The following is a 12,748-nucleotide window of genomic DNA, read 5'->3' on the forward strand; positions in this document are numbered from 1 at the left end:
AGCGCGGCCTGCGCCGGGAACACCCCCGCGCTGGGACACCAGCGCTAGAACACCATCGTGCGGTTGCCGTGCACCAGCACGCGACCCTCGAGGTGCCAGCGCAGGCCGCGCGCCAGCGTCACCTTCTCGATGTCCCGGCCCTTGCGCACCAGGTCGTCGACGGAGTCACCGTGGTCCACGCGGATCACGTCCTGCTCGATGATCGGCCCGGCGTCGAGGTCGGCCGTGACGTAGTGGCAGGTCGCGCCGATCAGCTTCACCCCGCGCACGTGCGCCTGGTGGTACGGCCGCGCGCCGATGAACGAGGGCAGGAAGCTGTGGTGGATGTTGATCGCCCGCCCGGCCCACTCGTCGCACAGGTCGGCCGGCAGCACCTGCATGAAGCGCGCCAGCACCACCGCGTGCGGGTCGTGCTCGTCGACGAGCTTGCGGACCTGCGCGAACGCCTCGGCCTTGCCCTCGGCCGGAAACGGCACGTGGTGGAACGGGATCCCGTGCGCCCGCGTGATGTCCGCGAGCGACGTGTGGTTGCCGATCACCGCGGCGATGTCCACGTCGAGCTCACCGGAGGCGACGCGGCCCAGCAGGTCGTACAGGCAGTGCCCGGCCTTGGACACGAGCACGACCGCGCGCGGCCGCTCCCCGGTGTCGCGCACCTGCCAGCTCGACTCGGCCGACAGCTCGTCCGCGACGGCCGCGAACTTCTCGCGCAGCCCGTCGGCGTCGAACGGCAGCGAGCCCGCCAGCACCACCTGGCGCGTGAAGAACCAGCCCGAGTCGGGATCGGTGTGGTAGGCCGCCTCGACGATCATGCCGCCGTGGTCGGCGAGGAAGCCCGAGATGCGGGCGATGATGCCGGTGCGGTCGGGGCAGCCGAAGGTGAGCACGTAACGCTGGGGATCAGGCACGCCCACCATTCTCACCGGTGCTGGTCAGGGCGCCGCGAGGGGCTCCAGCAGCGAGACCTGGCCCACCACGCGCGCGGCGTGCGGCCGGCCCCAGAGTGCGCGGTAGACATCGTCGGGTGAGCCGGCGATCGTGAGGTCGGGCACGCCGTCCTCGGCCGGCTCGGGCGCCTCGTCCGAGCGCAGCACCACCGTCCACGTGCGCTCGCCCGCTTCGAGCCGTACGACGCCATCGCGGTCCGCGACCCGGCGTGGCACGAAGCACGTCAGGAACTCCTCGATGCCGTCCACCGCGAACGCGTCCCCGAACCGCGTCGACGGCGGCTCGGCCAGGGCGCTTTCCGCGTCGAGCCGGTGGATGGCCGTCTCGTGCGCGAGGCGCCGCGTCCAGTCGCCCACGGTCAGCAGCCAGGTGCCGGGAGACGGCGGCCGCGTCGGGGTGTCGGCCGGCAGCCGGAGGGCTTCGCGCACGGCCAGGCGCTGGCCGTCCCACCGGCCCAGCGTGTCGGGCCAGTCGACGGCGGCCAGGGGTTCAGCCGGTCGGTCCGTGATCGCCGCGACCGTGGACGAGAGCAGGGTCGTCAGGTGCGTCACCAGGTCGTGGGTTGTCCACTTCGGACAGTTCCGCAACGGCGCCGCCGGGCCGGCCGTCAGTGCCGCCGTCTTCAGCCGGTCGGCGTGGACGTCGATCGCCTCGATCAGGTGCATCCTGCGAACGTAGCCTGCGCAGCCGCAGCCGGCGGCCGAACTCGATCACGCTGACCAGGCCGAGGCCGAGCACGAACGAAAGCAGCAGGCCCTTCACCGGTTCGTCGGCGAACGTCGCGCCGCCGACCAGGCCGATCAGCACGCTGTAGACCGCCCAGACCGCGGCGCCGATCGCGTCGAGCGGCATGAACCGGCGCAGCGGGTAACCGAGGCTGCCGGTCGCCAGCGCGCTCGCCACGCGCCCGCCCGGCAGGTAGCGCGCGGCGATGATCAGCAACGGCGCCTGCCGCCGCACCTGCGCGCGCGCCCACTCGTGGCGCTGCCGTCCCTGCGGCCCGCGCTGCAGCCGCTCGATCGCCCGCGGCCCGGCCGCTCGGCCGACGCCGTAACCGAGGCAGTCGCCGGCCCACGCGCCGGCGGCCGCGACGAGCGCGAGCAGCGCCAGCCGCTGCGGGTCGGGGCCGAGCAGCACCGCGACCGTGACCACGGTCGTCTCGCTGGGCATGAACGGCAGCAGCGCGTCGAGCCCGGCGACGGCGAACACGAGCACCCACAGCCACGGCGAACCCAGCGCGCCGCGCAGCAGGTCGGTGACGTGTTGAAGCAGTTCCACCTGCCCATGGTGATCACCGCAGGTCACCACCGGGTGACGCCGTGGGGGTGGGTCGGTGAACAGGTGGGATTCGTACCCGGACGACGCATTCGTACCGGCCTTCGAGCACCTGCCGTGCACTCTCCGTGATCAGCTCACGTGGTCAACTCACTTGGTCAACTCACTTGGTCAACTCAGAGCGGCGCAACGCTGTCCCACGGCACCGTGAGCTCCCCGAGCCGCCAGCGCTCCGGCCGGCCGAGCAGCGGCCAGCCGCGGGCCTGCAGCATCCCCACCGCCGACACCCACCGCGCCCGCACGCCGAACGAGCGGTGCGGCGCCGCGGCGGCCCAGCACTCGTCGAGCGCCGACAGGAACGCGTGCACCGGCTCGCCGGGAACGTTGCGGTGGATGAGAACCTTCGGCAGCCGTTCGGCCACAATGGACGGACGCTCGAGCTCGGCCAGCCGCATCGACACGGTCAGCGACACCGGGCCGTCCGCGCCGACGACCACCCACGAGGCCAGCCGCCCGATCTCGTCGCAGGTGCCCTCCACGATCAGCCCGTCGTCGGGCATCGCGTCGAGCACCACCTTCCAGGCGCCGGCCACCTCGGACTCGGCGTACTGGCGCAGCACGTTGAACGCGCGCACCACCACCGGCCGCGCGCCGGCCAGCTCGAAGCCGCCACGGCGGAAGTCCAGCCACGGTGGGTCGGCCGCGCGCCGGGCCACCGCCACGCGCTCCGGGTCGATCTCCAGCCCCAGCACCCGGACGTCGCCGCGCACGCGGCGCAACCAGCGCAGGAGCTCGATCGTGGTCACCGGCGACGCGCCGTAGCCGAGATCGACGACCAACGGCACCGCCGCGCGGCGCAGCAGGCGCGTGACCGCGGGGTCGCTCGCCAGCCAGCGATCCACCCTGCGCAACCGATTCGGGTTGGTGGTGCCCCGCGTGGGGGCGCCCACCGGGCTCAGGCGTGCTCGGCCAGCCACGACGTGGTGAAGTCGGCTTCGCGGGCCAGGAGGTTGGTCACCTGCTGGGCCACGAACTCCTCGATCTTCCCGCCGAACAACGGGATGCGGACCACGACCTCGCCGGACGTCCGGAACTCCGTGCGTTCGCCGCGCGGGGTGAGGAAGGTCTGCGCGCCGATCTCGCCGGGCACGCCGCTCACGCTCACGTCGACCTTGCCCGTGTAGCCCTCGCCGGACTTCCGCCACACCTGCTTGCGGTGCACCACGATGTCGCCCTTGTGCAGCGCCCGGACGGCCTGCGGCAGGCGCTGCGCCGCGATGCCGTGGCGCAGTTCGTAGTTCACGGTGTCACCGTTGACGGAGTGCGAAAGCAGCGCGGCGTCGTCGCCGCCCAGCTCCGCCAGGCGCGCCCGCAGCGCGTCCTCGCCCGACACGGCGGCCAGCACGGCCGCGAGTCCGGCGGAGAACTCGGCACGGTGCTCGATCCGGGATCCCATGGGCCGGACAGTACCGTTAGGCAGCGTGAACCCCGTCGAAACGCCCGCGCGGCCGCGCCTCGCCGAGTACACGACGCTGCGCCTCGGAGGGCCCGCGCGCCGCTTCGTGCAGGCCACGAGCAGCGATGATCTCGTGGCCGCCGTGCGCGAGGCCGACGACGCCGGCGAGCGCGTGCTGCTGCTCGGTGGCGGCTCGAACCTCGTGGTGGCCGACGAAGGCTTCGCGGGCACCCTGATCCAGGTCGCGACCACCGGCTGGACCCGCGACGGCGACAATCACTACGACCGCGACCACAGCGACACCGTCGAGGTCGCCGCCGGCCAGGAGTGGGACGCTTTCGTGGCCGAACTGGTCGCCGCGGGTCTCGGCGGGCTCGAGTGCCTGTCCGGCATCCCGGGCTCGGTCGGCGCCACGCCGATCCAGAACGTCGGCGCGTACGGCTGCGAGGTCGCCGAGTCGATCGTGTCGCTGGAGCTCTACGACCGCGCCGCGCGTGAAGTGCGCACGGTGAAGGCCGACGAGCTCGGTTTCGCCTACCGCACCAGCGTGCTGAAGGGCACCGACGCCGGCGTGGTGCTGAGCGTGCGCTTCCGCGTGGACCCGGCCGGCGAGTCCGCGCCGATCCGCTACGCCGAGCTGGCGCGCACCCTCGGGGTCGAGATCGGCGCGAAGGTCCCCGCCGCGTCGGCGCGCGAAGCCGTGCTCGGCCTGCGCCGCGGCAAGGGCATGGTGCTCGACCCGGCCGACCACGACACGTGGAGCGCCGGCTCGTTCTTCACGAACCCGATCTTGCCGTCCGCCGACGTCGAGGCGACCCTCGCGCGCATCTCCGCCGTGGTGGGCGCCGCCGCCGTGCCGCAGTACCCGGCCGACGGTGGCGTGAAGCTCTCGGCCGCCTGGCTCATCGAGCGAGCGGGCTTCGCCAAGGGCCACCCCGGCCCCGGCGGCCGCGTGAGCCTGTCCACCAAGCACACCCTCGCCCTCACCAACCGCGGCACCGCCACGACCACCGACCTGCTCTCCCTCGCCCGCGAAGTCCGCGACGGCGTGCAGGCCCGCTTCGGCGTGACGCTGCACCCCGAACCGCTGCTCATCGCCTGCGTGCTCTGAACTCGTCACAACCCCGTCACCAGGCCGTGAACGCGGCAACCGCCGAGCGGATGAAACGTCTTGTCGACATGCCGCCCGGGCGAGAGGGAATGGGTCAAACCCGGCGGTGGCAGGTAACGTCGAGTCGCTCACCGGCGCTGACAGCGTGGAAGCATCCGCCGGTGCGGGGTCGTCATGATCCGGAAACGGGGAGGTTCAGGGGATGGAACGGCGGACGGTGTTCAAGGCGGTGCTCGCCACGGGGGCGGCGGCACTCGCCGCCGCGTGTTCGACCACCACGGACGGCAAGGCGTTGCCGCTCGGCGGAAGCGGTGACGACGGCGGCAGACCCGTGGACCCGGTGGCGAAGATCACGGCCACGCCCGCGGTGAACGCCAAGGACGCCGACGTGCGCGAGCCCGTGGTCGTGAAGGTGACCGACGGCAAGCTCAGCGAGGTCAAGGTCACCAACTCCGACGGCGACCCCGTGAAGGGCGACCTCGCCACCGACGGCCTGAGCTGGAAGAGCTCGGAATCCCTCGGCTACGGCAAGACCTACACCTACGCCGCCAAGGCCACCGGGTCCGACAACCGGCCGGTGGAGCTCAAGGGCACGTTCGCCACGGTCAACCCGGCCAAGCAGCTGCGCGCCACGCTCAACCCGGCCGACGACGCCCACGTGGGTGTCGCGATGCCGATCAGCGTGAAGTTCAAGGAAGCGCCGAAGGACCGCGCGGCCGTGGAGAAGGCGCTGAAGGTGAAGACCGACGTCGAGGGCTCGTGGGGCTGGCTCTCGGCCACGCAGGTCGACTGGCGGCCGAAGGAGTACTGGCCGGAGAACACGACCGTGGAGGTCGAAGCCAACCTCTACGGCGTGGACCTCGGTGGCGGCGCCTACGGCAAGGCCGACGTGACCACCAAGTTCAAGATCGGCCGCAACCAGGTCGTGAAGGTGAACACCCCCGACCACGTGATGAAGGTCTACCGCGGCGGCTCCGAGTACAAGAGCTACCCGTGCGCCAACGGCCTCGACTCCGATGTGAACCGCAACACGCCCAACGGCACGTTCATCGTGATGTCGAAGGAGCCCACGGCGGTGTTCGACAACGCCCGCTACGGCTACACGAACGTCAACAAGAAGTGGGCCTGCCGCATCTCCAACCACGGCGAGTACATCCACGAAAACCAGGACAACGCAGCCAATATCGGCAAGACGAACAACTCCCACGGCTGCGTGAACCTGCTGGAAGCCGACGCGAAGGAGTACTTCGACTCCGCGCTCATCGGCGACCCGGTGGAGGTGACCGGTTCGCAGCTGCAGAGCCCCACCGGCTCCGACGTGAAGGACTGGTTCTACGACTGGTCCACCTGGAAGACGCTGTCGGCAGCCAAGTGAAGCGTGCTACGAACTGACGTCGTGAACACCGAAGTGGTCGGTACCTCCGGCGTGCGCATCGCGCTGCGCGTCGAAGGTGCCCAGAACTCGCGTCCGATCGTCTTCGTGCACGGCTGGGCCCAGTCGTCGCGCGCGTGGGCGGCCCAGCTGGCCGACCCGGCGCTCACGGAGCGGTTTCGCCTGGTGGCGATGGACCTGCGGGGCCACGGTGCGTCCGACGTCCCGGCCGCCGGTTACGAAGACCCGCGCCAGTGGGCCGACGACCTCGCGGCCGTGCTCGACTTCGCCGGCCCGGACGCGATCGTGGTCGGCTGGTCCTACGGCGGGCTCGTGATCGCCGACTACCTGCGGGTGCACGGAACCGCACGGCTGGCCGGGATCGTGCTCGTGGGCGCCATCACGGAGATCGGGCGGGGTCGGGCGGGCGGGAAGACCGGTACCGTCATGCGGGCCGCGCTGCCCGCGGCGCTCTCGGACGATCCCGAGGTCGCCGTGCCCGCGCTCGTCGAGTTCACCCAGGCTCAGGCGAACGCTTCGGTACCCGGCACGTTCGCGCAGGCATTGCTGGGCATGTCGCTGGCGGTGCCGCCCGCGGTGCGCGCGGCCCTGTTCAAGCGCGACGTCGAAAGCGCGGAAGTGCTGGCGGCGATCGACAAACCGGTGCTGGTCGTGCACGGTACGGCCGACCGAGTGGTCGATCCGTCGGCAGCGGAATATTCGGCCGGGAAGATTCCAGGGGCTGTTCTGCGTTGGTTCGTTGATGCGGGGCATCTGCCGTTCGTAGAGAACGCGGGGGAGTTCAACTCCGCGCTGCGGCGGTTCTCCGGGGAAACAGCCGAGTAGCGCACACGGGAGTAGTGACCAGGTGACCATCTCCTCTCTCCAGGGGCATCGTGCTGCGCCGCGACGGATCGCGGTGCTGTCCGTGCACACTTCGCCGCTCGAACAGCCGGGCACCGGCGACGCGGGCGGGCTGAACGTGTACGTGCGCGAAACCGCCACCGAGATGGCGCGCCGCGGCGTCGAGGTGGAGGTGTTCACCCGCGCGACCTCGTCGGAGCAACCGCCGCTGGCCGAGCTCGCGCCGGGCGTGACGGTGCGCCACGTGCAGGCCGGCCCGTTCGAGCCGCTGGGCCGCGACGAGCTGCCCGCGCAGCTGTGCGCGTTCACCTCCGGGGTGCTGCGCGCCGAGGCGTTCCACGAGCCCGGCTACTACGACCTCATCCACTCGCACTACTGGCTCTCGGGCCAGGTCGGCTGGCTCGCGCGCGACCGCTGGGGCGTGCCGCTGGTCCACACCGCGCACACGCTGGCGAAGGTCAAGAACGCGCTGCTCGCCGAAGGCGACAAGCCCGAGCCGCGCACGCGCGTGATGGGCGAGGAGCAGGTGGTGACCGAGGCCGACTGCCTGGTGGCCAACACCCAGGTCGAGGCCCGCCAGCTCGTGGACCTCTACGGCGCCGACCCGCACGCGGTGCACGCCGTGCCGCCGGGTGTCGACCTCGACCGCTTCACGCCGGGCTCGCAGGCTTCGGCGCGCCAGGCGTTCGGGTTGCCCCAGGACGCCGTGGTGCTCGCGTTCGCGGGCCGCATCCAGCCGTTGAAGGCGCCGGACGTCCTCCTGCGCGCGGCCGCCGAGCTCCTCAGCCAGCGCCCGGAGCTGCGGCAGCGGCTGGTGGTGCTCGTGGTCGGCGGGCCCTCGGGCACCGGGCTCGAGCAGCCGCAGGCGCTCAAGGAATTGGCGTGGACGCTCGGCATCCACGAGCAGGTGCGCTTCCTGCCGCCGCAGCCGGGGCAGAAGCTCGCGAACGTGTTCCGCGCGGCCGACGTGGTCGCCGTGCCGAGCTACAACGAGTCGTTCGGCCTGGTGGCGCTCGAGGCGCAGGCCTGCGGCACGCCGGTGGTGGCCGCGGAGGTCGGCGGGCTGCCGGTGGCCGTGCCCCACGGGGTTTCCGGACTCCTCGTGCCTTCGCACACCGCGCCCGACTGGGCCGACGCGCTGGCGGCCGTGGCGCTGCGCCCGGAACGGCGGCGTGAGCTCGGGGCCAACGCCGTGCTGCACGCCCGGCGCTTCTCCTGGAGCCGCACCACCGACTCGCTGCTGGAGATCTATGCTCAGGCGACGAGGGCGTTCCGCGGGGCGCTGGAAACGCGGACGGAGGTGGCCGTGTGAGCCTGGACGCGATGATCAAGTCCACATTGGACGGCTCCGAGCTCAAGTACGACCGGCGGGGCGAAGGAAAGTACTTCGTGACGCTGCCCGGCACCAAGAAGCTGCAGACCAACTGCTGGCTCGTGGACGGCGACCACGCGTTTTCCGTGGAGGCGTTCGTGTGCCGCCGCCCGGACGAGGCGCACGAGCAGGTGTACCGCTTTCTGTTGCAGCGCAACGCCCGGCTCTACGGCGTGCACTACACAGTGGACAGCATCGGCGACATCTACCTCGTGGGCCGTTTCGGCAAGGAGACGGTGACCGAGGCGGAGCTGGACAAGATCCTCGGCCAGGTGCTCGAAGCCGCCGACGGTGACTTCAACACGTTGCTGGAGATCGGGTTCGCCTCCTCGATCAAGCGCGAGTGGGACTGGCGGGTGTCGCGCGGCGAGTCGCTGGCGAACCTGCAGGCGTTCAAGCACCTCGTGGCGCCGGAGAAGCCGCACGAACCGGGCTTGACCGAGTCGTGACTCCTGGCGTGCAACGCCGCTGACGCCGGTGTCCGTCCGTCTGTCACACGAGTGGAGGAGGACGGATGAGGACACGTTTCGGGTCGACCCGGTGGAGACGGGTGGCGGTCGGTGCAGGGTTGCTGGTGGTGCTGGCGGGGTGCACGGCCAACGAGTCGAGTTCGATGCGGGCCGACAGCGCCGGGGTGGGGGCGCATGAAGCGGCGCCGGCGGTGCCCGCGGTGCCCAGCCAGGCAGCGCCGCAGCAGGGCGTCCCGAAGCAAGGCGTGCCGCAGCAGGGGCTGACGACGAAGGCGCCGCCGCCGTCGGTGGGGGCGCCGGGGACGACCGATCGGAAGCTGGCGCGGAGCGCGCGGCTGGAGCTGTCGACGCCGAAGCTCGACGACGTCGTGGCGCGGGCGCGGGTGATCGCGGCCGGCGCCGGCGGGTACACGGGCCAGGAGAGCACGGGGGAGGCGTCCGCGTCCCTGAGTCTCGCCGTGCCCGCCGAAAAGCTCGACGGGGTGCTCGACCAGCTCGCCGCGCTCGGGAAGGTCAGCCGGCGCGAGCTGAGCGCCCAGGACGTGACCGCGCAGGTGGTCGACGTGGACGCGCGGCTGGCGACGCAGCGTGCGAGCGTGGACCGGATCCGGGCATTGCTCGCGAAAGCGACGTCGATCTCCGAGATTTCGAGTGTGGAGAGTGAGCTCACGAGCCGCGAAGCCGCGCTCGAGTCACTCGAACAGCAGCAGAAGTCGCTCGCGGGCAGCGTCGCGATGGCGACTGTCGCACTGTCCGTGACCGCCGACGTGGTGGCCGGTCCCGACCAGACATCCGATGACTCGGCCGGTTTCCTCGCCGGGCTGGCTGGTGGCTGGCAGGCGTTCCTGACCTTCGGCGGCGGGTTCCTGGCGGCGCTGGGCGCGCTCGCGCCGTTCGCCGTGGTGCTCGGGATCCCGGGCGGGGCGCTGTGGTGGTGGCTGCGCAAGCGGCGGCGCGCACGGGTGCCGGCGGCCGCGGCGGCTTCTTCGGAGCCCGCCGGCCCTGCGGCGTAAGGGGAAAGGCGGGACGGCTCGAGGGAGGGGGGAGTCGCGATCTCGAGCCGCCCCGCTGAAGTTCCCGCCGATCAAGGACCCGGTGACGAGGGGGATGCCAACGGGGCCGGCGGGCCGCGGCTCGGCAGGGGGAGACGAGCCGCGGTCATAGCCCGCCGTCAGCCGGGGAGTGCGTGGAATCCGGCTGAGCGGGACATGCCAAACCTGTCAGATGTCCACCTGTAATCACAAGACTACTCGTTACTCCATTCGAGTGAACTTCACTGAGCGGGATAACAGCGCGCAGCGCATTGCACCGTTTTCGCGTCTTGTTGGCGGGCCGACTTCTGTTCGGGTGAAGGTGTTACTATGCGGTAACACACTCTCCGTAGAACATCGTTCAAGGGGACTCACCACTGGCGGGCCTGGTCCGCTCTGGCAGGCTGTGCGCCATGGCCGAACTTGGGACGCTGGTGCTGCTCCGTCACGGACAGAGCACGTGGAACGCGGAAAACCTGTTCACCGGATGGGTGGACGTGCCGCTTTCGGAGACGGGCGAGCGCGAGGCTCGCCAGGGCGGACAGCTGCTGGCCGAGGCCGGGCTGCTGCCGGACGTGGTGCACACGTCGCTGCTGCGCCGCGCGATCGGCACGGCGAACATCGCCCTCGACGCCGCCGACCGGCACTGGATCCCGGTGAAGCGCGACTGGCGCCTCAACGAGCGCCACTACGGCGCGCTGCAGGGCAAGAACAAGAAGCAGACCCTCGAGGAGTTCGGCGAGGAGCAGTTCATGCTCTGGCGCCGCTCCTACGACACCCCGCCGCCGGCCATCGACCCGGCCGACGAGTTCAGCCAGGCCGGCGACCCGCGTTACGCCGACCTCGGCGACTCCGCGCCGCTCACCGAATGCCTCAAGGACGTCGTCGAGCGCCTCCTGCCGTACTGGGAATCCGCCATCGTCCCCGACCTGCGCGCGGGCAAGAACGTGCTGGTCGCCGCCCACGGCAACTCGCTGCGTGCGCTGGTCAAGCACCTCGACGGCATCTCCGACACGGACATCGCGGGCCTCAACATCCCCACCGGCATCCCGCTGCGCTACGACCTCACGGACGACCTGCAGCCCATCAAGCCGGGCGGGTTGTACCTGGACCCGGAGGCCGCCGAGGAAGCCGCCGCCGCGGTGGCGAACCAGGGTCGCTGACCCCGACAGCTTCGCGAAGAAGGCCACCTCACCCGAGCGGTGAGGTGGCCTTTTTCGCGTTGATGGCTGAGGAAGCCGGCTCAAGAGGCGGGTGCCACCGCGTCGATGCCCGAGACCTTCCAGTCGCCGTTCGGCTGGCGGGCCAGCGTGAGGCGCACGGGCACGCGGCGTTCCTGGGTGCCGGTCTGCTGCTGCGTGGCGACGATGGCGCCGAGCAGGACCGTGGCGGTCTTGCCGTCCGGGGTGGCGGACACCAGGGCCGCGACGGACTGCGGGTTGAGGGTCGCCGAGGCGCCGCTCTGTTTCATGCTGTCGACCGTGTGGGCGCGGTCGGCGCGGAACTGGGTGAGCAGCGGGTCCACGGCCACGGACTCGAAGCGGTCGTAGACGGCGTCGGCGTTCTTGGCGTCGAGGGTGAGGAGCACGGCGCCGTCTCGGTGGGCGGCGGCGAGGGCGGAGTCGCGGGTCGCGGCGGCCGGGGGTGCGCCCGGGCCGTCGGCGGTGCCGATGGCGCCGCGGGGGTCGAAGTTCAGGTCCGTGAGCTGCCAGCGGCCGCCGGCCGGGGCGGCGCTGATCAGCATGACCGCGGTGGCGGCGTTGGTCTTGCCGTCCGGGGCGGTGCTGTGCTGGCTCACGACCGCGAGCACCTTCGCGCTGCGCGGCCCGAGCGCGGAGACGCCGGACTCGAGCACCTGCGTCTGCGTCTTGACCGGCGTGGTCCCGATCGACGCCAGCGTCTGGTCGAACTGCTTGCGCGCGCCGCCGACCAGGTACTCCTGCTCGTTCTTCGTGATGGCGGCGCGGTCGGTGGAGTCGAACGTGAACGACGCCTCCACGGCCTTCTTGATCCCGGCGAGCGCGGTGCTCGTGGCCCCGCCGTCCACATAGGCCAGGTTCGCCGGAGCGGCCGCCGGTGCCGGCGCGGGCGACCCCGCGGTGGGGGAGCTGCACCCGGCCACCCCGGCCACGACCACGCTGATGGCGGACAGAACCAGAACCACACCGCGCTTCACAGCAGACCGGCCTCCTTCGCGCGCGCCCCGGCCTGGAACCGCGACGTCGCCCCCAACGCTGCCATCAGCTCGGCCACGTAGCGCCGGTAGGTCCGCAGACCGACGCCCATCGTCCGCGCCGCGGTCTCGTCGGTGCAGCCCGACAGCAGCAGATCGAGCAGCTGCGGCGTGTTCCGGCGCAGCTCGGCGAAGCGCGCTTCGAACGCGGAGATGTCCGTGGACGAGCGCCAGGCGGCCTCGAACAACGAACTGATCCCGTTGACGAGATCGGGTCGCGAAAGGACGGTGAACGTCCGGCCGTCGGGGGTGACCTCGGCGGCGAGGATGGCGAGGCGGCCGTCGAGGATGATCGTCTCGTTGATCTCGCGTTCGCTGATGCGGATCTCGGCGCCCAGCTCACGCAGCTGCCGCAGGTGCTCGGCGCTCGCTTCGTCGAGCAGCACGCTCGGCAGGTAGATCTTGCGGGCGCGCCGGCCCTGCACGTCGCGGGCCGGCGGCAGGCCGGGGCCCGGGCGCGAAGACGCCCAGGTGTGGAGGGTGTTGGCGGCGCACGCGATGTCCGTGGCACTGCCGAAGAGGTGGGCGGTGCGGTCGAACAGCTCGCGTTCGCCGCGCACGGTCACGACGTCGTCGACTCGGGTCACCCGCCCCAGTGTCCTCCGCGGGGCGGCGG

Annotated in this window: 14 protein-coding genes; 7 read left to right on the forward strand and 7 right to left on the reverse strand. The window is 71.6% G+C overall.

Features of this window, described 5'->3' with window-relative positions:
• Window positions 1–44: 44 nt before the first annotated feature.
• The 5 genes from purU to VSH64_RS39865 form a co-directional block, all read right to left on the reverse strand.
• Window positions 45–917: a formyltetrahydrofolate deformylase gene (purU, locus tag VSH64_RS39845; RefSeq protein ID WP_326567910.1), complete on the reverse strand. Its 873-nt coding sequence runs from the start codon at window positions 915–917 to the stop codon at window positions 45–47.
• A 15-nt stretch (window positions 918–932) separates the two neighbouring features.
• Window positions 933–1,535, reverse strand: a complete 603-nt coding sequence (locus tag VSH64_RS39850) for a maleylpyruvate isomerase N-terminal domain-containing protein (RefSeq protein WP_326567911.1) — start codon at window positions 1,533–1,535, stop codon at window positions 933–935.
• Complete coding sequence (locus VSH64_RS39855) at window positions 1,438–2,226, reverse strand: DedA family protein (protein WP_326567912.1); 789 nt, start codon at window positions 2,224–2,226, stop codon at window positions 1,438–1,440. The genes VSH64_RS39850 and VSH64_RS39855 overlap by 98 nt, the downstream gene beginning before the upstream one ends.
• Window positions 2,227–2,399: 173 nt before the next feature.
• Window positions 2,400–3,200, reverse strand: a complete 801-nt coding sequence (locus VSH64_RS39860; protein ID WP_326567913.1) for a methyltransferase domain-containing protein — start codon at window positions 3,198–3,200, stop codon at window positions 2,400–2,402.
• Window positions 3,179–3,679, reverse strand: a complete 501-nt coding sequence (locus VSH64_RS39865; RefSeq protein WP_326567914.1) for a DUF2505 domain-containing protein — start codon at window positions 3,677–3,679, stop codon at window positions 3,179–3,181. Before VSH64_RS39865 ends, VSH64_RS39860 begins: the two co-directional genes overlap by 22 nt.
• Before the next feature lie 25 nt (window positions 3,680–3,704).
• Between VSH64_RS39865 and VSH64_RS39870 the strand changes: the two genes are divergently transcribed.
• From VSH64_RS39870 to VSH64_RS39900, 7 genes are all read left to right on the forward strand, one after another.
• Window positions 3,705–4,790: a UDP-N-acetylmuramate dehydrogenase gene (locus tag VSH64_RS39870; RefSeq protein ID WP_326567915.1), complete on the forward strand. Its 1,086-nt coding sequence runs from the start codon at window positions 3,705–3,707 to the stop codon at window positions 4,788–4,790.
• A gap of 202 nt (window positions 4,791–4,992) precedes the next feature.
• Window positions 4,993–6,165 (forward strand): L,D-transpeptidase, encoded by a 1,173-nt coding sequence (locus VSH64_RS39875; RefSeq protein ID WP_326567916.1) that lies wholly within the window; start codon window positions 4,993–4,995, stop codon window positions 6,163–6,165.
• A gap of 21 nt (window positions 6,166–6,186) precedes the next feature.
• Window positions 6,187–7,008, forward strand: coding sequence for an alpha/beta fold hydrolase (locus VSH64_RS39880; RefSeq protein WP_326567917.1), 822 nt, complete (start codon window positions 6,187–6,189; stop codon window positions 7,006–7,008).
• Between the two features lie 22 nt (window positions 7,009–7,030).
• Window positions 7,031–8,338, forward strand: coding sequence for a D-inositol-3-phosphate glycosyltransferase (gene mshA, locus VSH64_RS39885; RefSeq protein ID WP_326567918.1), 1,308 nt, complete (start codon window positions 7,031–7,033; stop codon window positions 8,336–8,338).
• Complete coding sequence (locus tag VSH64_RS39890; protein ID WP_326567919.1) at window positions 8,335–8,847, forward strand: type III secretion system chaperone family protein; 513 nt, start codon at window positions 8,335–8,337, stop codon at window positions 8,845–8,847. Before mshA ends, VSH64_RS39890 begins: the two co-directional genes overlap by 4 nt.
• A 65-nt stretch (window positions 8,848–8,912) precedes the next feature.
• A complete protein-coding gene (locus tag VSH64_RS39895) occupies window positions 8,913–9,881 on the forward strand; it encodes a DUF4349 domain-containing protein (RefSeq protein ID WP_326567920.1) in 969 nt (322 codons plus the stop codon).
• A 431-nt stretch (window positions 9,882–10,312) separates the two neighbouring features.
• The gene (locus tag VSH64_RS39900) at window positions 10,313–11,062 is read left to right on the forward strand and encodes a phosphoglyceromutase (RefSeq protein ID WP_326567921.1); all 750 of its coding nucleotides are present in this window, start codon (window positions 10,313–10,315) and stop codon (window positions 11,060–11,062) included.
• 80 nt (window positions 11,063–11,142) lie between these two features.
• Here VSH64_RS39900 and VSH64_RS39905 read toward each other — a convergent pair whose 3' ends face one another.
• Together VSH64_RS39905 and VSH64_RS39910 are read right to left on the reverse strand one after the other, a co-directional pair.
• A complete protein-coding gene (locus VSH64_RS39905) occupies window positions 11,143–12,075 on the reverse strand; it encodes a hypothetical protein (protein WP_326567922.1) in 933 nt (310 codons plus the stop codon).
• Complete coding sequence (locus tag VSH64_RS39910) at window positions 12,072–12,719, reverse strand: DNA-binding response regulator (protein ID WP_326567923.1); 648 nt, start codon at window positions 12,717–12,719, stop codon at window positions 12,072–12,074. The genes VSH64_RS39905 and VSH64_RS39910 overlap by 4 nt, the downstream gene beginning before the upstream one ends.
• Window positions 12,720–12,748: the final 29 nt, after the last annotated feature.

It is taken from the genome of Amycolatopsis rhabdoformis (assembly GCF_035918295.1).
GTDB classification, from domain to species: domain Bacteria; phylum Actinomycetota; class Actinomycetes; order Mycobacteriales; family Pseudonocardiaceae; genus Amycolatopsis; species Amycolatopsis rhabdoformis.

What these genes read in the sequence shown, in the direction of transcription:
- purU (WP_326567910.1), bottom strand. Translation starts at nt 917, where the DNA reads ATGGTGGGCGTGCCTGATCCCCAGCGTTACGTGCTCACCTTCGGCTGC.
- VSH64_RS39865 (WP_326567914.1), bottom strand. Translation starts at nt 3,679, where the DNA reads ATGGGATCCCGGATCGAGCACCGTGCCGAGTTCTCCGCCGGACTCGCG.
- VSH64_RS39875 (WP_326567916.1), top strand. Translation starts at nt 4,993, where the DNA reads ATGGAACGGCGGACGGTGTTCAAGGCGGTGCTCGCCACGGGGGCGGCG.
- VSH64_RS39895 (WP_326567920.1), top strand. Translation starts at nt 8,913, where the DNA reads ATGAGGACACGTTTCGGGTCGACCCGGTGGAGACGGGTGGCGGTCGGT.
- VSH64_RS39900 (WP_326567921.1), top strand. Translation starts at nt 10,313, where the DNA reads ATGGCCGAACTTGGGACGCTGGTGCTGCTCCGTCACGGACAGAGCACG.